We start from the raw sequence: 22,162 nt of genomic DNA, 5'->3' as shown, positions 1-22,162 counted from the left end.
TCCGGTCGTTGCGATTCTGGCAAGGTGTCATGCTACCAGCCCACGCTTGGTCCACGGACTATAGCCAACTGGGGCATTCGCTGGCCGTTCTTATCACTAAAGGGCTTTAGACCTCTATTTTTACGCCCGCTAGAATAACAGTAAGTCCCTCTCTAATGATGAGCTAACCTAAACAGGAGAATCTGGCTCGAAACAACAGAACAATTTCAAACTGGTAGATCGACGCCGATGTGTATAAAATCGCGCAAATTTTATGCACTCCCCCAGTGGCCAGCACATTCTAGTAGGGGGCACAGGCTGAATCCGGCCCACACCGGAAGGCGGAATTGATGCTGAAACAGACCATAGGGCTATATCTGTACAGGCTACCGGCGCGACTACGCGCTAAGCGCTTGCTGTTCAGTGTGTTTCTGCTCACCCTGACCTTGGCTTTAAACAGCAGCCGCCCTCCCACCACTCTTGAGCAATTACTGCAAACCGGCACCCTGGTGGCCATCTCCCGCAACGGCCCCACGACTTACTACGAAGGGCCAGAGGGAAGAACGGGATTTGAATTTTTACTCTTGCAGGGCTTTGCCGATTATTTGGGGGTAGAGCTGGAAATTCTGGAGCAAGAGAGCCTGAGCAAAATGTTGCAGCAAGTAGCGGCAGACCAAGCCCACTTGGCAGCGGCGGGGCTGAGCATCACCCCTCAACGAGCTAAAACGGTCAAATTCACCCAGCCTTATCTCGACGTAACTCAACAACTGCTGTATCGCCGGGGAGCCCCAAAGCCGGATTCCTTAGCCGATATCACCAACGGCGACTTACTGGTTATTGCGGGCTCTTCTCACGCCGAGCGGCTGGAAACGTTACAACATGATTTTCCAGAACTGACATGGCACGAACAAGAAAACCTGGAAATGATAGACCTGATGGAAATGGTGCACAGGGGCGAGGTGAATTACGCCATTGTGGATTCCAATGCGTATCAAACCAATGCGCATATATTCCCCAAAGCCCGGGTCGCATTTGACTTGGGCGAACCAGAACAACTGGGGTGGGCCTTTGCCTACAGGCTCGACACATCACTCTATGACAAAGCCGAAGCGTATCTAGATGAAATTAGAGCCAATGGTTCGCTAGAAACCTTGGTAGCAGAGCTGTTTCACGCCCCCCCTCCGGTAAGCACAGGGGGCGCTCTGCTGTTCACCCACCGGGTAGATACCCGCCTCCCGCAATGGCAAACGTTGATTCAAGACGTAGCCGACGAAGTGGATATGAACTGGCAGTTGCTAGCCGCCATGAGCTATCAGGAGTCCCACTGGGATGCCGACGCTGTTTCCCATACCGGGGTACGCGGTTTAATGATGCTGACACGAACCACTGCGCGCGAGCTTGGAATTAAGGACCGCCAGGACCCAGAGCAAAGTATGCGTGGCGGCGCGATGTATTTTAAAAACCTTTACGGCCGCTTACCCGAGCGCATACTTGACCCGGACCGCACCCTCCTGGCCCTGGCGGCTTATAACGTGGGCATGGGACATTTAGAAGACGCCCGAATTCTTACCGAGCGTCACGGCGGCAACCCGGATTTGTGGACGGATGTTGAAAAGCATTTACCTCTGCTGGCAAAACGAAAATATTATCGCACCGTTAAACACGGCTATGCCCGAGGCTGGGAACCGGTGCACTATGTCAATAACATTCTCAAATACCGCGATATTATTGTCTGGCACGACCAACAAGAACAGCGTCGATTAGCGATAGCAGAAAATACAGAAAGCCCTGAAGAGCCCGTCAATAACGAAGAAGACGCTGACAGCTCTACGCCTCCCAACGACGCCAACCTGGCGCCTCTTTCTATTCTGTAGCATCAACGCCAGCCAAACAGCCACAACTAGACCCTGCACAAAGAGTTTGATCAGGCAAAAGCCGTTTACGCTACACTGTAGGCCACAATTAATGTCGCAGGTTCTGCAAAGGGGTGTTTATCTATGATTACGTATCTGTATTGGGGCGCCGTTATCGCCCTGGCCATGGCGGCGCTTATACTTTTGGGCAAAAACAGTTTTTGGCGCAGTGCGATTGGCAGTGCGCTTATCGTGTTTATTGTGGGCTGGGCAGCGTATTACTTTCATTTTGAGCAGGTCTTTGTAAAACGCTATGGTGGCGTAATGACGGTAACGGTTCCAGAAGGCCAACAACATATAGCCGCCACCTGGAAAGACGATAACCTTTGGATAGAGAATTACGATCCGAAAACCAATACCTGCTATTTCAACGAGTATTCTAAAGGCAACATTTTACAAGGCAAAGTGACACTGAAAAACTGCAACCCCCTTAAAGCAAGTGACCGCACGCTCAACCAAATGCGCTAAGCACCAAACAGCACAACCAATAAATGGTAAAGCCCGCTGTTAACGCTTTAAAGCTTTTTTCTCAGCGCGCCTGCGTTTAAAAAAGGCTTGCAACTGTTGCTGGCAGGCCTCGCGCTCAACCCCAGGGGTGAGGCTAATGGAGTGATTAAAATAGGGCGCGTCTAACAAACGCGCCTGGCTTTCCACCACCCCGGCTTTAGGCTCTACCGTACCGTATACCAAGCGAGAAATTCGACTGTGCACAATCGCACCGGTGCACATAGTGCAGGGCTCCAGGGTAACGTACAAAGTGCAATCGGCCAGACGGTAATTACCCAGCTGGCGCGCCGCATCGCGCAGCGCCATCATTTCAGCGTGCGCTGTGGGGTCACAGGCACCGATGGGTCGATTATAGCCGCGCCCCACCACTACCCCATCGCGTACCACCAAGGCTCCCACAGGCACTTCGTCGTTGTCTCCGGCCCGCTCGGCAAGGGCCATGGCCTCACGCATCCAATGGCGGTCGTCGTCGCTGGCGGGCATTTGCGCTGATTCACCGCGGGCGCGGCGCTCGGCTTCGTCCACACTCATAGGGGCGACAAATGCAAAGCGCGGCATCGCTAGCCCATCGCGCTCGACCGACTCGGTAAACATTGCCAGCGGGCGCACCCACCAAGAGTAATCCCCGTACAGGCAGCGGTACACCACCAACGCCTCTTCGGTTTCACTGTGGGTGGCAATACGGTAGACAAAGTACTCATTGCCTTTGTAATGGCGGTATAAACCGGGGCTAATTTGCATAAACACTCTGGGCTGGAAAAAGCCGCTATTTTAGAGCCTAGGTTTAGGTAACGCCATGGGCGGCAAGCAATTGATTATGGTTGGTAAAGTTAAGGCCACAGCGGCGAATAAACTCTGCCAGTTCGGTCATTTCACCGCGGCCGTTTTCAGGGGCCAAGCTCGCCTTGGCATCCAGTTCGGGGAAAAGGCCGTAACCGGCCAGCAGGCAGGCCCATGATTTTGCCTGATAGCTGCCCTCAAGGTTGTACTTACGCATATCAGCGGCAAAGTTATCGCTGTGGCGCCACAGATGCAGCACCGCCTGTAACGAGTCAGACAGTGCGTTATTCGCCGCATTATCACGCCAATAAGCCGTGTCCGTGCGCTGATTCACCTTGTAGTGGCAGACGATGTAATCGCGAATACCACTGAACTTTGCGCCGATCTCACGATTAAATTCATCCTGATATCGGCCGCTAAAATCGCCGTCTTCAAAACGTTTAATAAACTGCATAATAGTATTGAACGTCAGCGCCAAAGCCGTGGCTTCCAAAGGCTCGATAAACCCCTGCGACAGCCCTACCGCCACACAGTTGTGGCGCCAATGCTTCTGCACCACCCCCACCTTCATTTGCAAGTGCCGGGCGCTAACCACGCCATCCTGCAGCCCGAGGTGCTGGCGTAATTCGGTTTCAGCCTGGTCTGCACTCAAGTGCGCCGAACTGTAAACATAACCATTGCCACAACGATTACGCAGAGGAATTCGCCAAGCCCAACCGTTAGATAGGGCAATAGATTCAGTGGCCGGGGTGATTTCAAGCGCAGCGTCAGTGGGCAATACAACCGCTGCATCGTTAAACAAATTGTCACGGTAGCGGGTAAAAGGCACTTGCAGAGCATCCTGCAATAGCAGAGATTTAAAGCCGGTGCAGTCGATAAAAAAATCAGCGGCTACAGTGCGGCCATCGTCCAGCTGTAAACGGCTAATGTCTCCTACCTCGTTTAGCTGCACCTGACTCACAGCGCCCTCAATACGCTCAACCCCTAAGGCCTCTGCCTTGGCAGCCAGAAATTTGCCCAAAAGTGCTGCATCAAAGTGGTAACCGTAAGCCATGTTAAAAGGGAAACTCTCGGCGGCTATAGGCCCTAAGTTGTTGCGGGTTAAGTAAGACTCAAGGAAATAGTGATCTGGGTGAGGGGTTACCGGACTGCCGCGGCGCCGCACCTGAATATGTTTAAAAAATAGAGGCATGGTCAAATCATCGGTTTGCGCTGGAAACGGATGAAAATAACGCTCGAAGCCCGGCACCGATGACCAGTTGGAAAAATAAATGCCGTTTTTATACGTGGCATTGCAACGGGGCATCCACTCGGACTCAGCAATTCCCAAGGTATCAAAAAAAATTTTTAGATGGGGCGTACTGCCCTCGCCCACCCCTACCGTGCCAATATTCTCAGACTCGAGCAAACGCACTTTAATATCCGGCCAGCGGGACGCCATCAAGGTCGCGGCCATCCAGCCTGAAGTACCACCGCCAACAATGAGTAGGGTTTTCGGTTTTTGTGATTCGCCCACCACTTGTACCTCTTTTTAAGGCTGTCCGACATTAGCGGCTGTGCAGTTGATTTAACCAGGCGCGGTGTGAGCTGAGCGCTTGTAGCGCCTTCTCACACCAGGCGTTGTGCTCGCGTATTTTCGTCTCAGCCAGCGGAATTTCTGACGGATTCAGGGCAGGTAAACGGGTGGGAAAATACATGCCGTAGAGCACGTATATATAACTTTGCTGACTAAATAAATCCACTGTGCTAAAAAAGTCGGTGCGTTTGGGCGAAGCAATTTTCCACAGCGCCAATCGCTCGGCCAGCACATCCGATAACTTGGCGTGGTCGGTACAATCAACCCAGAAATCCGAGTCTCGGCGGTCGGAAATACAATAGTGCAACTGAATAAAATCGATGGTGCGCTCCCAGATATACTCCACCCATTTGTTGCAATGACGCGATAAAAGCGACATATCGTCGGTGTCGCGAGGAAAATGGTCCGCCAACAGCGCCGCACAGAAATCCGTCACCATAATCGAGGTGGCCTCCAAAGGCTCAACAAACCCTTGGGACAACCCCAGCGCGGCGCAGTTTTTATGCCAAAAATATTGCCGATACCCCGCCTGCATAGGTACCTTGCGCAAATTCGCCGTTTCGGCATCAAACCCCAGGTAGCGGGAAAACTCTGCCACGGCTTGCGACTCAGTCATGTGCGACGATGAATACACAAAGCCCGTGCCGCGCCGATGAGGCAGGGGAATGTCCCAAACCCATCCTGCACAGTGGGCTTTAGCGGTGGTGTAAGGTTGCACCTCATCGCTGGGTTCAGTCGGCACCTGTACGGCCAACGCCGTGTCCGTTGGGATTTGCTCAGTTTTCGCTAAAAACGGCACTTGCAAAGCCTGCCCCAGTAAACGCGAGGCGAAGCCTGAACAGTCGATATAAAAATCAAACGCCTCTTCACCGCCCGAGGCAAACTGCAACCGCTCAATACTGCCATCATCGTCCAACAGCACTTGTTCGATGGTTGCAAACTTTTGACGAACGCCAAAGCGAGTGAGGGCATTATCGGCGAGCAATTGCGCAAACTTTCCCGCATCAAAGTGATACGCGTAGTGCACCACCCCATCGTAGGGAGACGACGAAGAATGCTTAGGGCCTATATTGTGCTCGGCCAGCGCATGCATAGCCGAGAGTTCAGAAAATACCATTTGCTTTTGGTGGTGCATCCAGTAGTGGCTGATATCTACCCCCACAGGAAAAGGCGCTACAAACGGATGATAGTAATAATGATCCGCCCCGTACTTGTCAGCATCCATCCAGTTGGCAAACTTGATACCCAACTTAAAGGTGGCCTGACACTTGGCCATAAACTCGCGCTCGTCGATACCAAAGCGTTGCAAAGTAGCGCGTATATTGGGCACAGTGCCCTCGCCAACGCCAATGGTGGGCACATCTTTGGACTCGATCAGGCAGATCTCTACCTCTGGGTCGCGGCCGGCGGATAGCCCCAGATAATTCGCCGCCAGCCAACCGGCGGTACCGCCGCCGACAATAGCGATTTTTTTTATCTTCATACTGTGCAACTCACTTCAACAAGCTGATAAACCAGTTTTTAACCTGGCGCTCGAACTCCGGCGACATTTCCCCCAGCACACCCTGTTTATGGGTGGGAATATAAGACTGGGGGTCTTCCCCTTGTTTAAACAAATAGTGATCAAACATGGCTCGCCAGGCGTTGCGCTGCGCGGGGGTTAAATCGCGCATCGCCATAGCGGCAAAATTTAAACTTTGTAACGGCGTAGGCTTTTGTTGCGGTTTACCGATCGAACCATTCCACCAGTAATTCATCAAGCCGTTAACTTCGGCCAGCGAATCCACGTGATGCCACCAGAGCATGGGAATAAAAATCGCATCACCGGGTTCAAGCACTGCGCTGTAGGCGTTTTTTAGGGCCTCGCGATAACGCGGGTAGCGATCAAAATCAGGCTTATGCAGCGACACTAAACTCACCGGAGCACCGGCGGGTGTGTAATCCAGTGGCCCGGGATACAGATTGGCCACTTGCTCGGGAGGGAACAAAACAAAGCGCCGTTTACCGGCCACGACACAGGCGAGGTTATCGGAGCCGTCATAGTGCGCGGAGACGGACACTTTATTGCCCACCCACAGCTTGGGTGCCACTGGCTCGGCGAATAAAGCGGCCTGATTGGCGGCGGACAACCCTGGCAGAATCTTATCCACCGCCACCCCCTGTACCGCCACCGAAGGTTTCACGTCGCGATCGGCCAACTCCAGCAGTCGCCCCAAGAACAAGTCCAGCCGCTCGCCACCCTCAATATAATTAAAGCCGTCAAAATTATCGTTGTAGAAAAAGCGCCCCTCAATAGCGGGATGGCCGAGCACTACATTAACGTGCTCACCGCGATAAAATTGCGCTAGATAACGACAAAAATATTCATCCGACTGGGATGATGCCTCAACCAGCGGCCATTCGCTCACAAGACCGCGAATGACCACTGGCTTTTGCTGCGGCACTATGTCGTTAAAAAACTGCTCGCGGCTTACACCACGATACTCGGGAAAACTTAAAAACTTCTGCATAGCGAAATTGCTTTACGGCATGTGCGTAGGAAAAGCGACACGTTAAGCGAAAAATGCGCGCGATAGAGGCTATCGCGCGCATTCACTTTCGTCACTTTCTCACACTTATCAGAAGGTGGCACGTACACTCAGAGCGTAGCGACGATCTGTGGTAAAGCTAAGTGCCTGGGTTTTATCACCCTCTTGGTTCAACTGGTACTGGGTTTTGGTTTCCGAGTTAAGCAAGTTGCTACCCTCGATACCCACTTTCCAGTTATCGTTAATGGTGTAGTAGAAGCTCGCATCCAGGTGATCCACAGGCTCGGCGTAGGCCGGTACAAACTCTTCCGACTCGCGACGGGTCAGCAGATACTCTGAGCGCCAGTTGTAGGCAACCCGCAAGGATACATCACCATACTCGTACATACCGACAATGTTCAGGTTTTCATCCGAGTAACCCTGCAGCGGCAAGCCCGAAAATACGCGGAAGCTGTTGCGGTTATCCGTTACCTGAGAACCGTCGTTGTTGAAAATCAAATCCGCGGGGCTTTCGTTCAGCGGATCTTCCAACCCGTCCTGGTCGATATAGGTGTAGTTGAACTGCAGACCTAAACCACTCCAGGCGCCGGGTAAAAAGTCGTAGAACTGCTGGTAAGAGAATTCCGCTCCGCGAATGGTACCCGAGCCGGTATTATCCGGGCCGTAGGCCGAGACCGGATAAGTGTAACCGGCGTGCTCCAGTTCGTAGGCAAAGGTCTTATTGCGGATAATGTTATCCAGGTCTTTCTGAAACAATGCCAGACTCACCGAGCCCACTGGAGCAAAGTACCACTCCAAGGTTAAGTCCAAATTAACGGATTCTTCCGGCTCCAGATAGGGGTTGCGAGAGACCGCTGTAATTTCGATATCTTCGAGCCCCACCACTGGGTTGGTTTCTTCATCGCGGCCCGAGGATGGATCTTGCAGCACATTTTCATAGTCCAGGCTCACCACCATGCTGTTGCGACTGTCCAGCAGGCTGGGATAGTAAAGCGCCTTAGACGCGGCAAAGCGCAGCACCAAGTCGTCGGTTAACCCCAAGCTTAAGTTCAAGCTTGGCAGCACCGTGTCATAGTCCGTGCCCTGTACCGTGCTCTGCTCGGCGCTGCCGTCGGCCAGCGCGTACAAATCCGGATAATCGTTTGCAATCACGTCGGCCAGAGAGTCAGTGCCGCGCTTATCCACCGGCGGCAGCACTTCAAAACCGGTAGACTCAAGCTGATAACTTACATAGCGCAGACCGATATTACCTCGAAGTGGCATGGCCATATTGTCGAACTCAAAGTCGCCGCGAATATACGCCTCGGTGCGCTCTTCACCTGACGAGCTTAATTGATAAACCGAGAAAGGCCCGTCAATCCGGTTGTTCATATCTTCGTAGGGAATACCACAGCGACCACTGCCATCACTGGCATTGCCCACAGCATTCCACACCCCACAGCCATCGCGCAGAGTATTGGCAAAATCCTCTACCAAATCCATGCGCGGGAACAGGAAGCTGTTGTACTCACCCTGCACCACTTCACCATTGTAGTGATCGGCAAAGCTCACCCGCTCAAACAGATCTGGCTGTTGCTGGGGCGAAGCATTGTAGCGATCACCCTGTACCCACGGAGTACCCAGCGCGGTCCAGTTAGAGTACTCGGTATCGCCAATTTCCAACTCTTTATCCGAGTAGTAAACACCGCCTTTAATGGCGGTAAGCGGGCCGTCAAAGGTGTACTCCAGATCAATTTTAAAGGCATCCATAGAGGCGTCGGAGCGCACCTCTTGCTGCATACCGTTACCCAGGTATAAATCCGGGTTGGGCGCGTCGCCCACGGTATTGATAGTGGGGTCGGATACGCGCGAATTTAAGTACTCAATGGTTGGTGTATCGCCGCGCAAATCGAGGAAAAACGGCGCCACTTCGGCAGTCAGATCGCCGCGCACCCGACTGGTTAAGTTGTAGTTGTGAGTGGTCTGGGTGGAATCCACGTGCTGATAATCCAGTACCACTTTTAAACGGGTAGTGGGGTTTAACTCGACATTAAACGAGGTATCTTCCACCGTATCTTCGTTGTAATTCCAGCGACTGCGGAACTGCAGCGGGAAGTTAATATCCGCGTTGGCCCCGACCCCAGAGGTCAAAAACCCATCTTCGGTGGTGGTGATAGGACGGCCATCTTCTTCCGTCCACACCACAGCGTTACCCGTACCGCTGACAAAGCCGCGATCGCCCGAGGCAATAACCCGCTCGCGCCACTCCAGGGAAGCTTCAGAGCTGATGTGCTCTAAGGTAGTAACAATGGTTTCATCGTTATTAGCCCACTGCAAAGACGCCGTCAAACCCTGACGCTCACGGTCATTTTCCGCGGTACTGAGATGGTAGTTTGCCGGCACATACCACACTTCACCAGCGGGTTGGCCTGGCAGGGGGTCACCATCAACCGGTGGCGCTTCGGCCGTTTCGGCGGTAATCAAGTCGGCCGGCACACCATCACACTCGGGCATCCAACCCAGGGCGTTAGGTACACAGGGTCCGTCGTAATAACCTTCAACTTTACCCGGCGCGCCTTGCAAGGTGCCCCACTCATCCCAAGAGCCGCGATAGTATTCATCGCTGCGCGAATGGAAGTTACCCAAGCCTACACCGTCGCCACGGGTTTTATATTCAGAGTATGCGCCAGAGACTAAAAAACCAAAACGACCGGCGCTGGTCTCCCAGGAATCCGAAAACAGTGCAGAGAAAGAGGGCGTCCACTCTTCGCGGTAATCGCCGTAGTTACCCTTGGCAGTGAAGGAAATTATCTGATCGTCAGAATCAAACGGTTTGCGAGAAATCAGGTTGACGGTACCGGCAATACCGCCCGAGATTTTATCGGCGGTTTGGTTTTTAACAACTTCCACCGCGCCCAAAAGCTCGGCCGGAAAATCTTCGTAATTCAGGCCGCCATAGGGGTTTGCACTGAAGGCATCGCGACCATTTACTTCGGAGCGCACCCGATCCAAACCGCGTACCAGTACACCGGTACCTTCATCGGCGTAGTGTTTTGGGTCATCCGACGAGGCGAAGCGTTCAATCGTTACGCCCGGTACACGCTGCAGCGCCTCGGTCACGCTTTTATCTGGCAGCGCACCGATATCTGATGCTGTAATAACGTCTTTAACCGTATCGGCAAAGCGCTTCATGTCCTGCGCACTTTCGATACTCTGACGCATCCCGCGTACAACCACCTCTTCCACTAAGGCTTCGTCGACAGTTGCATCTTGTGCATAAACCATCGGCACGGTTACGCCCGTTACCACTGTACAAACCGCGAGACTTAATAGCTTTTTACTGAACTGCATAGTCACATCACCCCTTTACGAATGTTTTCGGTGCTCCGAAAGATCCACTATTGAATTTATTGATAACCCTTACCGCTTTCGTTACCGATAAACACAACCCCAGATTATCCGTAACAAAAGGAAACGTGCTGATATTGAAAACACCCTGATATTTATTTTCATACATTGGACATTTTCAAGATATTATTTTTACTACCGAACAGACAACGTTGTCAACTCACGTTTGACATCCCGGTAAAAAAAGAAGTTGTCGCACTGATTTGCCGCAGAGAATGTAACCGGTGCCCCAAAAGAAAACGCGCAGCGTCTTTCACTGCCGCACCAAAGCAAGGCGGCTTGGCTTGCACAAGCTAAGCATCTGTTACTGATGTAATAAAACAAGACAACCTATGAGGATCGCGTTGCATCACAACAACGTAATACAACGCAGAGAAAACCAGACGTGGCCAAGATTTATGAAATTGTGCCCTTCGCTCTTAATGCGTCCAGCTCAGACGCTGATAAACCCAAATGCTTTTGCAGTACATCTTCCGTGTGTGCACCTACGGCGCCGCCAGGCCACTCGGTACCACCCGGAGTGGTTTGTAACTTTGGCACCATGGCAGGAATCTCCAAGGCTCGTCCATCGATCTCTACCCGCTCGAACATACCGCGTGCCCGGTAATGAGAGTCGTTAAACATGTCAGCGACGCTATAGATTGGGCCCGAGGGTACCCGCGCCTTTTCCAGTACCTGCAACACATGCTCGCAACGTTGCGAGCGACACCAGTCTGCCAGCACTTGATCGATTTCATTTTCACATTCGACCCGCCCGGCGTTATCGCTCATGCGCGGGTCATTGGCTAAATCATCGCGGCCTACGGCCGACATCAGACGACGAAAAATGGAGTCACCATTGCCGCCGATCACAACATACTTTCCGTCTTCGCAGCGATAGGTGTTGGTGGGTACGATTCCAGTGACCGTTGTGCCCGATGGCTCGCGCACAATGCCAGCGCCGGAATACTCGGGCACCACGGCCTCCATTAAATTAAACATGGATTCGTAGAGTGCAACATCCACGGTTTGGCCTTCCGACTGACCACGCTCTCGCCCCAACAGAGCCATCACCACACCAAATGCCGCGTGTAACCCAGCAATGGAATCACCAATACTTAAATTGGGCCGCACGGGAGCCTCGCCCGGATGTCCATTCACATAGCGAAAGCCACTGAAGCCCTCGCACACAGAAGCAAAGCCGGGCTTGTTACTGTAAGGACCATCCTGACCATAACCGGAAATGCGCGCGTAAATTAAATTGGGGTTATCAGCTTTAATAACATCCGGCCCCAAGCCCCAAGACTCCATCACACCCGGGCGAAAGTTTTCAATTAACACATCGGCATCACGGCACAAGTTTTTCGCCAACACCGCGCCTTCTTCTTGTTTTAAATCGAGCGTGACACTTTTTTTATTGCGCCCGATAGAGCGCCACCAGAAAGAGGTGCCGTTTTCCAGCGCACGCCAGCCGCGAATCGGGTCGCCTTTACCGGGCGGCTCAATCTTGATGACCTCAGCACCGAAGTAAGCCAACAGACTTCCTGCAAAAGGGCCAGCAATCAGCTGACCAAATTCAATTACCCGAATGCCTTGTAAGGGTTTGCGCTTTTCTTCCATAGTATTTTTATTTTGTAGTTAAAATAATTTTGCCAATGTGTCGGTTTGATTCCATCAAGCGATGGGCATCAGCTGCATTCTCAAGTGGGAATGTGGCAGCGATGACGGGAGCCACTTTTTTTGCCACCAGTAAAGGCCAAACGTTTTTATACAATTGTTGCGCAATTTGTTTTTTCCGCTCGCCACTTTGAGCTCGTAATGTTGACCCGGTTAGGGTCAGTCGTTTGAGCATAAGCGGCATAAAATCCAGCTCAACTTTACTGCCCTGCAAATAGGCAATATTGATAATACGACCATCGACTTTTGCGGCTTTGATATTACGGGCTATGTACTCGCCACCCACCATATCCAAAATAACGTCGGCGCCGCCGACCTCTCGCACGATACTGACAAAATCTTCTTCGCGATAATGAATCGCGCGCTCAGCCCCTAATGTAACTGCCGCCTGGCACTTTTCTGTACTACCGGCGCTGGCAATCACCTGCGCGCCAAAGGCTTTGCCCAGCTGAATCGCCGTGGTGCCAATACCGCTGGCCGCTCCATGCACCAGTAATGTCTCGCCTGGCTTTAATTGCCCGCGCTCAAAGACATTGTGCCAAACGGTAAAAAACGTTTCTGGTAACGCAGCTGCTTGTACATTCGTAAACCCTTCGGGCACGGGCAGAGTTTGCCCCATTTTGGCCACACAATACTCGGCGTAGCCGCCACCGTTAACCAGCGCGCACACCCGCTGCCCAATCTCGAAGCCGCTCACACTATCGCCCAGGGCAACCACCTCGCCGGCCACCTCTAACCCCAAGCGTTCGCTCGCATCGGGCGGTGGCGGGTACAAGCCCTGGCGCTGCAACACATCGGGCCGATTCACACCGCACGCGGCGACGCGAATTAGCACTTCATCGCTGGCCGGACGAGGCGTGGGTAGCGCCTGTACGGTTAGGTCGCTGGCTTCGCAACCTTGATGGACAATCGCACGCATAACTTCGCTCTGTGGCATCAAGGCCCCACCCGATCAATAGCCCACTGGTTGTTCTCGTAGCGATAACGGAAACAATCGTGCAAACGGTGCGCACCGCCCTGCCAAAACTCTACTTCATTGGGTACCAGGCGATAGCCCCCCCAATGCTCGGGCGTTGGGATATCGCCGTCGCTGTAACGTGCTTCCAACTCACGATAATTCGCTTCCAGCTGTTCACGCGACGCAATCACATCGCTTTGAGGGGAGGCCCAGGCCGCCAACTGACTGGTGCGTGGGCGCGACGAAAAGTAGGCTTGTGACACTTCACGATCCAGCTTTTCTACCACACCGCACACCTTCACTTGGCGTTCAAACATCTGCCAGGGAAACAACAAGCTGGCTTTTGGGGTAGCGGCCAGTTCGCGGCCTTTACGACTGTTGTAGTTGGTAAAAAACACAAAACCGCGCTCGTCCAATTGTTTTAACAACACTATGCGTTGGGAGGGTTGGCCTGAGGGGGAAACGGTGGCCAGCACCATGGCCGTTGGGTCACTCACGCCACCGGCTTCGGCTTGATCAAACCAGCGCTCAAACTGAGTGTATGGGGAATCGGCTAGATCGGCACGGCGCAGGCCGCCCTGGGTATACTCGCGCCGCTTGGTTTCGTACATATTGCTCATAAACACACCTCGTTTTTCTGAGCTGTATTATACGCAAAGGCTCGGCTCTTCGATGCCAACACCCAAGTAAAAACACTACCGTACAAAAAAGGCGCCCGAAGGCGCCGAAGTTGGGGGTTGGAAAAGTGTTTTAAGCGATGGCGGCTTGCACCCTTTGACCGTAGTCCGCATCACATTGGCTGATCAGTGCCACCATACGAGCCTGAACCGAGCTGTCTGCCTGACTCAAACCACCGGCAATGTTATTCACCAACTGGTTTTTCTGGTCTTCACTCATCAAGCGGTATAAATCACCGGCCTGAGAGTAGTAATCCGCGTCCGACTGGTCGTAACGCTTAGCGGCAGACCCAGCCAAGGCCAAAGGTGGCTCGGGTGTGTGATTACTCACATCCGGCGCGCCCTGGGCAGCTCGGTCATTGGGGTAAAAGTTTGCCCCACTGCCCTGCACCCAATTGGCCTGCCCGCTCGATCCGCCACTCATCGGGCAACCGGCCATGGCGCCATCGCGCTGGTAGTGATTGACCGGACAGCGCGGCCGGTTAACCGGCACCTGATTGTGGTTGACGCCCACCCGGTAACGGTGCGCATCCTGATAGGCGAGCAAGCGCGCCTGCAGCATTTTATCCGGCGAGGCTCCCACACCTGGCACCAGGTTACTGGGTGCAAAGGCGGCCTGTTCGGTTTCGGCAAAATAGTTATCAACGTTACGGTTCAGCTCCAACTGGCCAATTTCCATTAACGGGAAGTCTGCATGGGGCCAGATTTTGGTCAAATCGAACGGGTTAATGTGATAACTCTGCGCCTGCTCCTCGGTCATAATTTGTACTTTCACCGTCCAACTCGGGAAGTCGCCCTTGTCGATGGACTCCACCAAATCCTGTTGGGCACCGAAAGCGGGCAAACCCTCGGTTTCTTTTTCCCTCAGGGTTTTAATGCCCTGATTGGATTTAAAGTGCCATTTCACCCAGTAGCGTTCACCCTTATCGTTCCAGAAGCTCAAAGTGTGCGAGCTAAAACCGTGCATGTGACGGTAGCTGGCGGGAATACCCCGATCGCTCATCAAAATAGTCATCTGGTGCAGCGACTGCGGGTGATTGGCCCAAAATTCATAAATCGCCTGCGGGTCCGGCAGGTTCGTGCGCGGATTCTTTTTCTGCGAGTGAATAAAGTCCGGAAACTTAATCGGGTCATTCAAAAAGAACACCGGCGTATTGTTACCCACCACATCAAAGTTGCCCTGCTGGGTGTAAAATTTCACCGCAAAACCGCGCGGATCACGGGCGTAATCGCTGGAATCCTGACCACCGCCCACGGTAGAAAAGCGCACAAACACTTCGGTTTGTTCACCCACTTCCTGCAGAAAGTTCGCGATGGTGTAATCACCCATGGCTTTGCTCAAGGTAAATGTGCCATAGGCACCTGAGCCTCGGGCGTGCACAACACGCTCTGGAATGCGCTCGCGATTAAAGTGGGCCAGCTTCTCGAATAAGTAATGATTGTCGAAAGTTAAAGGGCCCCGCTCGCCCGCACTGATGCTGTTATTGTCATCAATCACCGGAGCGCCGGCTGAACTGGTTAAAGTGGTTTTACTCATCTGGTGTTTCCTTCTTCTTTGGCTAACGGCTGGCTGAGAACCTCAACCTCCCAATCACAAAACCAATGCTAATAGCTTTTACCAATTTGTTGAAATTAATAAAAAGAATAGCCTTAATAGAAAATGCCGAAGAATCCCTCTCAGAGAGCTATGGTAATGTGCTTTCGAAAATCACCTCTTGATGTAAAGCAACTGCAGCGCATTAAGACTACAATCGTCACATAAGAACACCTATAATTGGCGCAATTATCTTCAAGCTGCGAGGCTCCATGACATCTACTGTAAGCCCCACAGGCGTACTGCTCGCCGGAGGCCAGGCCCGCCGAATGGGCGGTGGTGATAAATGCCTGCTGCCATTACGAGGCAAAACCCTGCTTAACCGCAGTGTTGAACGCGCGCAACACCAAGTAGCGCCGCTGTTATTGAGCGCCAATGGCAATGCGTTACGTTTTGCCCGAACCAAGCTCACCGTGGTACCCGATGTCTTTGCCGATTTTCCCGGCCCTATGGCGGGCATTCACGCCGCGATGGATTGGATGTGTCGCGAGCAACCCGACAGTGAATGGCTGGCAAGTTTTGCCTGCGATACGCCCTTCTTCCCCAAAGATATGTGCGAACAGCTGCAAACCGCCGCGCACCCCCACAGTAAAATCATTGTTGCAGCGTCAAATGGACGCTTGCAGCCCGTATTTGCCCTGTGGCATAAAAGCCTGTTGCAGGACCTGGCAACCACGTTGCAAAGCGGTTCCATTCCCTGGTTACAACACTGGATTGCCAAACACCCGCACACACAGGTGGACTTTTCCTGCGATCCTTTTGACCCATTTACTAACATCAACACACCGCAGGATCTGTACGCCGCAGAAGATCTTCTGGCAGTGCATCAGACGCTTTAAGGTAACTGGCAATTTTCACCCAGTCTGCTAGACTCTGCGCCCTTTCTACAGACTCAAATAAACAGGCCCAGACTCGGCTCATGACCCAGCCAGCCAAAATCAGTCCACCATAGGACGCCTCTCCTTCAAGGCTTCTGCCTAACCATTATTTGCCTGAAACCTGTTTCGGGTAGCCTGCTTATACCTGTTACTTTTTCTAACACGGACATTCGTTTTATGCTTGATACTCTGCGCCAAAATTGGCTGAGCAATGTACGCGGCGATTTACTTTCCGGCACTGTCGTTGCTCTTGCCCTTATTCCCGAAGCAATCGCCTTTTCCATTATTGCCGGGGTAGACCCCAAGGTCGGTCTCTACGCGTCCTTTTGTATCGCTTTTATCAGCGCCTTCGCAGGCGGCCGCCCGGCCATGATCTCCGCCGCTACCGGCGCCATGGCGCTGGTGATGGTGGATTTAGTTAAAGATCACGGTCTGGAATATTTGCTGGCAGCCACATTACTGACAGGCGTACTGCAAATTATTGCGGGTATTTTAAAGCTGGGAAATTTAATGCGCTTTGTTTCGCGCTCGGTGGTCACGGGCTTTGTAAACGCCTTGGCGATTTTAATTTTTCTCGCTCAGTTGCCGGAAATTACCGGCGCTAACTTCACCCTGCCGGTGTACGCGCTGTTAATCGGCGGGCTGGGCATCATTTACTTGCTGCCCTACGTTACCCGCGCGGTGCCATCACCCTTAGTGTGCATTGTGGTGATCACCGCCGTGGCATTGTACTTTGGTATTGATGTGCGCACCGTGGGCGACATGGGCGAGCTGCCCGATAGCCTGCCCGTATTTTTGCTGCCCGATGTGCCGCTCAACCTCGAAACCTTAAAAATCATCTTCCCCTTCTCCCTCACCCTGGCCGTGGTAGGTTTATTGGAGTCGATGATGACGGCCACCATCGTGGACGATTTAACCGATACCAGCAGCAATAAAAGCCGCGAGTGCGTCGGCCAGGGCCTGTCGAATATTGGCGCGGGTTTTCTCGGCGGCATGGCCGGTTGCGCCATGATTGGGCAGTCGGTTATCAACGTAAAATCCGGGGGTCGCACCCGCTTATCCACTTTAGTCGCGGGCGTATTCCTGTTGATATTGGTGGTGTTTTTAGGCGACTGGGTGGGCCGAATCCCCATGGCCGCGCTGGTAGCGGTGATGATCATGGTCTCTATCGGTACCTTCAGCTGGGCCTCCATTGCCGCGCTTAAAACCAACCCCAAAAGCTCATCGGTGGTCATGATTGCCACGGTGGCCGTAGTGGTTGCCACTCATAACCTCGCCTTGGGCGTGCTCTTGGGGGTACTGCTAAGCGCCCTGTTCTTTGCTCACAAAGTGGGGCAAATTTTGTACGTCGGCTCTGAGCTAAGCGGCGATCGTAGCCACCGCACCTACACCGTGGTGGGACAAGTATTTTTTACCTCGGCTGAACAGTTTATTGGCGGCTTTGACTTCAAAGAGGCGGTGGATCGTGTCACCATCGATCTATCCCGCGCGCACTTTTGGGACATTACCGCCATCAGCTCACTGGACAAGGTGGTGATTAAATTGCGCCGCGAAGGGGCCGAGGTAGCCTTAATTGGTCTCAACCAGGCCAGCGCCACATTGGTGGACAAATTTGCCGTACACAATAAGCCCGAAGAAGTTGAAAAGTTAATGGGGCATTAATAGGACCATATTATGGCTAACAATGTAATCGCCTGTATCGACGACTCCAACTACGCCCTGGCCGTCTGCGATGGTGCCGCTTGGGCGGCGCAAAAACTGCAAGCGCCACTGCACCTGCTGCACGTGCTGGATTATGTACACGGCCTGGGTGAGCGCAATTTATCCGGCACCCTGGGCTTTGGCGCCCAGGAAACCCTGCTGGAAGAGCTGGCCGAGCTGGATGAAAAACGCGGCAAAATCGCCATGGAACAAGGCAAGCAAATGCTGGCCGCCGCCCTTGAGCGTGTGACACAAGCCGGTATTAACGATGCTGAAACCCGCCAGCGCCACGGCGAGCTGACGGACACTCTGGTGGACCTGGCCGACGAAACCCGCCTGCTGGTAGTGGGCAAGCGTGGCGCCGAAAGCGCCAGTGCCCACGGCCATATTGGCAGCCACATTGAGCAAATTATTCGCACCATGCACAAGCCCATTTTAATTGTGCAGCAGGGCTTTAGCGCACCGAAGCAATTGATGATTGCCTACGACGGCAGCCCCACCATTCGTAAAGGCATCGAAATGATTGCTGCCAGTCCGTTATTAAAAGACAGCGTGTGTCACTTAGTAATGGTGGGCAAAGACACAGCCGACAATCGCGACTCATTAGCCTGGGCCAAAACTCAACTGCAGCAATCGGGTATTGAGGCGGCCGAGCATATTATAGGCGGCGACCCGGACACTGCGCTGGAAGCATTCCAGCGCGATAACGCTATCGATTTACTGGTGATGGGCGCTTACGGTCACTCGCGTATTCGTCACTTTATTATTGGCAGCACCACTACCGCCATGATCTGCCGCTGTAAAACCTCTATGCTCGTGTTGCGTTAAAATGTTGCGTTAAGGTGCTGGGTTAATGCGAGTTCTGTTTATCGGTCAATACCTGCTGCTGTTAGCGCTGTACCTGGTAATGGGTACCGCCAAACAGCCTCAGCAGGTTGTAGGCGATTACAATGATGTTCTGATGCATTTTGCCGGTTATCTGGTGGCGGGCGTATCGGTCAGCATTGCCTTTGCCCGGCAAACTATTTGGCTGAGATTCTTCCAGTTATTTTGTTTTTCTACGCTGGTAGAAATTGTGCAGTACACCCTACCCTGGCGCAGTTTTGAGCTTAAAGATATAGCGGCGAATACAGTCGGCATTCTGTTGGGGTTACTGCTTTGGCAGCTGGCGGAGTGGGTATTGGTAAAAGCGGGGGTGAAGGTCACGAGAGACGGGTGACGAAGTTATCCCTCGTCCCCGTTATTCCCTCAAGAAAGTTTATGCCAAACGGGTTTATTTGGCTTCCCAGGCAAACTTTTTGAACGGCTCATCAACAGGCGTTTCTGCCAGGTGGTTTACATAGTTACTCATGACTTTTTGTGAAACCACCAACACCACTTCAAGTACCTGACGCTTGGTGAAACCCGCCTCTAAAAACGCACTGACTTTCGCATCGTCAACATTACCGCGGTTACGTACCACATCTAAGGTAAATTCGCGCAGCGCTTCCAGCTTGGCAGGCAATTCGGTTTTGTTACGCAGCGCCTCAACAATGGCTTCGTCTACTTTCATGGAGTAGGCGATGCCTGTGTGCGCGGGCACGCAGTAGTGGCACTCGTGTTCAACATTAACGGTTTGCCAAACCACGGTTTTTTCATCGTTATCAAAGCTCGACTCCAGCACCAGGCGGTGCAGCACTTGGTAGCCTTCCAGTAGCCCTGGCGCCTCTGCCATTACGGCGTGCAAGTTGGGAATCATGCCGAAGCTTTTCTGCGACGCCTCGAGCAGGCTTTTCGCTTCTTCGGGTGCGGACTCTAACGTATGCAAAGTAAAGTCAGTCATACAACCTCCTATCAATTGGGTTTATATTTGAGCAATTGCTCAAATTGATCTCCACCATAACTGTATTTGAGCAATCATTCAAGATATAATTGAGTGATTACTCAAGAATTTGGAATCATTCATGCCAAGAAGCGCTTTATACGATCGCAACAACGCCCTGCAAGCCGCCGTTGATTTGTTTTGGCGTCGCGGCTTTTATGCCACCAGCCTGAAAGATATTGAGAAAGCGCTGGATATGCGCCCTGGAAGCCTGTACGCCGCGTTCGGTAATAAACAGCAACTGTTTGATGCGGCTATCGACACCTACGCCGATCAAATGCGAGTTGATGTGCAAGAGTTCATTCAACGCGAAAGCGGCGTTATCAGTGGTGTAATGGCCTATTTGCGTTGGCTTTTGCTCGGCGATGACCAATCCACCCTGGCAGAAACGCCCGCCTGCCTGGTGGTGAAAACGCTGCTGGAATCCACCGATGACGCCGACCCGCTGCGCAGCAAAGCGCGCCATTTGCTGCAGCAAGTAGAGCAGTGTTTTACGGCCGCCTTAGAGCAAGCCCAAAATGCCGGTGAACTAAAAGCAGACGTGGACTGCGCGCGTCTCGCGCGGCTGTTACAAACTCAGGTAATGGGCGTCCGCTCTTTTGCTCAAAGCTCGCCCGACGTGAAACAGTTAGACCGTTTGCTGGATGATATTGAAATGATTTTTACGCCCTACCGCAGCGAATAAACCCTAAGCTGCGCAGTCTATTCACTGCGCAGCCAAAACAAAATGCGGCGATAAAAAACAGCCTACTTATTAAGCTCTACTTAATTTACCACTCGCACCCGAAACTGCCGACCTTTTAATTTACCGTTACGAATCTTGTCCAGCGCTTTTTTCATCTGCGCCTGCTTAATCGCCACGAACGATGAGTTATCGGCAACATTAATTTTGCCCACGGCACTGCCGTCGATACCTTTGTCTCCGGTCAGGCAACCCAGAATGTCGCCGGGGCGAACTTTCTGCTTTTTACCGCCATCTATTTGCAGTGTCACCATGGCCGGTTGCGGCGCCTGGGCATTGGTCACGTCTATCTTAGGTAAAGGTGTATTGGACACATCAAGTCCCTGCTCTTCTTCCAGTAACAGCAGCTTATAGTGCTCTTTATCGCTGTGCAGATTGCAGGCAATACCTTTCGCGCCCGCACGACCCGTGCGCCCCACCCGGTGCACATGCACTTCGCTGTCGCGGGCCAGTTGATAGTTAATCACCATGTCCAGATTTTCGATGTCCAGGCCGCGAGCCGCCACATCGGTGGCCACCAGTACCGTGGCACTTTTGTTGGCAAACCGCACCAGGGTTATATCCCTCTCACGCTGCTCCAAATCACCATGCAGAGCCAAAGCACTGAACCCCTCAGCCGATAACGCATCCGCCACTTGCTGGGTTTCACGTTTGGTATTGCAAAACACCACTGCGGATTCTGGTTGGTGCTGCAGCAGTAACAACTGTACAGCGCGCAAGCGCGAGGGCTCATCAGTCACGGCATAAAAGCTCTGTTGAATGCTAGAGGTATCGTGATTGGACTCTACTTTTATCAGCAGCGGATCGCGCATCACCCGCTTAGCAATCTGTTCAATTTTGGGCGGGTAAGTCGCACTGAACAGCAGCGTTTGACGTTTGACCGGGGCCGCTGCAATCACCGAGTCCAGCGCCTCGGCAAAGCCCATTTCCAACATACGGTCGGCTTCGTCCAGCACCAGCATCGATAACTGACTTAAATCCAAATTGTTTTTGCGAATGTGCTCTTCCACCCGCCCCGGCGTGCCCACCACAATGTGCGCGCCATGCTCCAGCGAATTGATTTGCGGGCCGAAAGGCATGCCGCCGCAAACCGTTAGCACTTTAATATTGTGAATCGCCCGCGCCAGGCGACGAATTTCTTTGGCCACCTGATCGGCCAGCTCGCGCGTTGGACACAGCACCAGCGACTGCACACAAAAGCGCTTAACTTCAAGAGCGTTCAGCACCCCCAAGCCAAAGGCCGCGGTTTTACCCGACCCTGTTTTGCCCTGGCCGATAACATCATTACCGGCAATGATGGCAGGCAAACTCTCGGCCTGAATAGGCGTCATGGAGGTGTAACCGAGGGATTTAAGATTGTGTTGCAGTTGTGGTTGCAGGCCGAGGCGGGAGAACTGGGATTGCTTATCAGACACGGGGAAAGTG

General features: G+C 52.8%; 18 protein-coding genes. 7 read left to right on the top strand and 11 right to left on the bottom strand.

From position 1 onward, the window contains the following. Nucleotides 1-329 precede the first annotated feature (329 nt). Together mltF and D568_RS0114160 are read left to right on the top strand one after the other, a co-directional pair. Nucleotides 330-1,853 carry a membrane-bound lytic murein transglycosylase MltF gene (gene mltF / locus D568_RS0114165; RefSeq protein ID WP_020210267.1) on the top strand — a complete coding sequence of 508 codons (1,524 nt, stop codon included), beginning with the start codon at nucleotides 330-332 and terminating at the stop codon, nucleotides 1,851-1,853. Nucleotides 1,854-1,976: 123 nt separating this feature from the next. Beyond that, complete coding sequence (locus D568_RS0114160) at nucleotides 1,977-2,360, top strand: hypothetical protein (RefSeq protein WP_020210266.1); 384 nt, start codon at nucleotides 1,977-1,979, stop codon at nucleotides 2,358-2,360. Nucleotides 2,361-2,399: 39 nt separating this feature from the next. On the opposite strand, the gene tadA is transcribed toward D568_RS0114160, so the two are convergent. From tadA to D568_RS0114115, 9 genes are all read right to left on the bottom strand, one after another. Then, entirely contained in the window at nucleotides 2,400-3,140 is a 741-nt protein-coding gene (gene tadA / locus D568_RS0114155) for a tRNA adenosine(34) deaminase TadA (RefSeq protein WP_020210265.1), read from the bottom strand. 43 nt (nucleotides 3,141-3,183) lie between these two features. Next, entirely contained in the window at nucleotides 3,184-4,698 is a 1,515-nt protein-coding gene (locus D568_RS0114150; protein ID WP_020210264.1) for a tryptophan halogenase family protein, read from the bottom strand. A gap of 28 nt (nucleotides 4,699-4,726) precedes the next feature. Continuing rightward, a complete protein-coding gene (locus D568_RS0114145; RefSeq protein ID WP_020210263.1) occupies nucleotides 4,727-6,238 on the bottom strand; it encodes a tryptophan halogenase family protein in 1,512 nt (503 codons plus the stop codon). A gap of 10 nt (nucleotides 6,239-6,248) precedes the next feature. Beyond that, nucleotides 6,249-7,265, bottom strand: coding sequence for a cupin-like domain-containing protein (locus D568_RS0114140; protein WP_020210262.1), 1,017 nt, complete (start codon nucleotides 7,263-7,265; stop codon nucleotides 6,249-6,251). 108 nt (nucleotides 7,266-7,373) lie between these two features. After that, nucleotides 7,374-10,613 carry a TonB-dependent receptor gene (locus D568_RS0114135; RefSeq protein WP_020210261.1) on the bottom strand — a complete coding sequence of 1,080 codons (3,240 nt, stop codon included), beginning with the start codon at nucleotides 10,611-10,613 and terminating at the stop codon, nucleotides 7,374-7,376. Between the two features lie 453 nt (nucleotides 10,614-11,066). Then, entirely contained in the window at nucleotides 11,067-12,269 is a 1,203-nt protein-coding gene (locus tag D568_RS0114130; RefSeq protein ID WP_020210260.1) for a CaiB/BaiF CoA transferase family protein, read from the bottom strand. 7 nt (nucleotides 12,270-12,276) lie between these two features. Then, nucleotides 12,277-13,263 carry an NAD(P)H-quinone oxidoreductase gene (locus tag D568_RS0114125; protein WP_020210259.1) on the bottom strand — a complete coding sequence of 329 codons (987 nt, stop codon included), beginning with the start codon at nucleotides 13,261-13,263 and terminating at the stop codon, nucleotides 12,277-12,279. Further along, the gene (pdxH, locus tag D568_RS0114120; RefSeq protein WP_020210258.1) at nucleotides 13,263-13,904 is read right to left on the bottom strand and encodes a pyridoxamine 5'-phosphate oxidase; all 642 of its coding nucleotides are present in this window, start codon (nucleotides 13,902-13,904) and stop codon (nucleotides 13,263-13,265) included. The genes D568_RS0114125 and pdxH overlap by 1 nt, the downstream gene beginning before the upstream one ends. A gap of 130 nt (nucleotides 13,905-14,034) precedes the next feature. Continuing rightward, nucleotides 14,035-15,498 carry a catalase gene (locus tag D568_RS0114115; RefSeq protein ID WP_020210257.1) on the bottom strand — a complete coding sequence of 488 codons (1,464 nt, stop codon included), beginning with the start codon at nucleotides 15,496-15,498 and terminating at the stop codon, nucleotides 14,035-14,037. A gap of 269 nt (nucleotides 15,499-15,767) precedes the next feature. On the opposite strand from D568_RS0114115, the gene mobA reads away from it, so the two are divergent. From mobA to D568_RS20255, 4 genes are all read left to right on the top strand, one after another. Then, complete coding sequence (gene mobA, locus D568_RS0114110) at nucleotides 15,768-16,394, top strand: molybdenum cofactor guanylyltransferase MobA (RefSeq protein WP_040516848.1); 627 nt, start codon at nucleotides 15,768-15,770, stop codon at nucleotides 16,392-16,394. Between the two features lie 216 nt (nucleotides 16,395-16,610). Next, nucleotides 16,611-18,095, top strand: a complete 1,485-nt coding sequence (locus D568_RS0114105) for a SulP family inorganic anion transporter (RefSeq protein WP_020210255.1) — start codon at nucleotides 16,611-16,613, stop codon at nucleotides 18,093-18,095. 12 nt (nucleotides 18,096-18,107) lie between these two features. Continuing rightward, nucleotides 18,108-18,962, top strand: a complete 855-nt coding sequence (locus D568_RS0114100; RefSeq protein WP_020210254.1) for a universal stress protein — start codon at nucleotides 18,108-18,110, stop codon at nucleotides 18,960-18,962. A 25-nt stretch (nucleotides 18,963-18,987) separates the two neighbouring features. Then, on the top strand, nucleotides 18,988-19,353 hold the full coding sequence (locus tag D568_RS20255; RefSeq protein WP_020210253.1) for a VanZ family protein: 366 nt from the start codon (nucleotides 18,988-18,990) through the stop codon (nucleotides 19,351-19,353). Nucleotides 19,354-19,407: 54 nt separating this feature from the next. On the opposite strand, the gene D568_RS0114090 is transcribed toward D568_RS20255, so the two are convergent. Next, on the bottom strand, nucleotides 19,408-19,956 hold the full coding sequence (locus tag D568_RS0114090; protein WP_020210252.1) for a carboxymuconolactone decarboxylase family protein: 549 nt from the start codon (nucleotides 19,954-19,956) through the stop codon (nucleotides 19,408-19,410). A gap of 121 nt (nucleotides 19,957-20,077) precedes the next feature. Between D568_RS0114090 and D568_RS0114085 the strand changes: the two genes are divergently transcribed. Beyond that, nucleotides 20,078-20,680 carry a TetR/AcrR family transcriptional regulator gene (locus D568_RS0114085; protein WP_020210251.1) on the top strand — a complete coding sequence of 201 codons (603 nt, stop codon included), beginning with the start codon at nucleotides 20,078-20,080 and terminating at the stop codon, nucleotides 20,678-20,680. A gap of 80 nt (nucleotides 20,681-20,760) precedes the next feature. Here D568_RS0114085 and dbpA read toward each other — a convergent pair whose 3' ends face one another. Then, a complete protein-coding gene (gene dbpA / locus D568_RS0114080) occupies nucleotides 20,761-22,152 on the bottom strand; it encodes an ATP-dependent RNA helicase DbpA (protein WP_020210250.1) in 1,392 nt (463 codons plus the stop codon). Nucleotides 22,153-22,162 lie beyond the last annotated feature (10 nt).

The organism is Gilvimarinus chinensis DSM 19667, assembly GCF_000377745.1.
Lineage (GTDB): Bacteria > Pseudomonadota > Gammaproteobacteria > Pseudomonadales > Cellvibrionaceae > Gilvimarinus > Gilvimarinus chinensis.
This window is presented reverse-complemented; position numbering and strand designations above follow the sequence as displayed.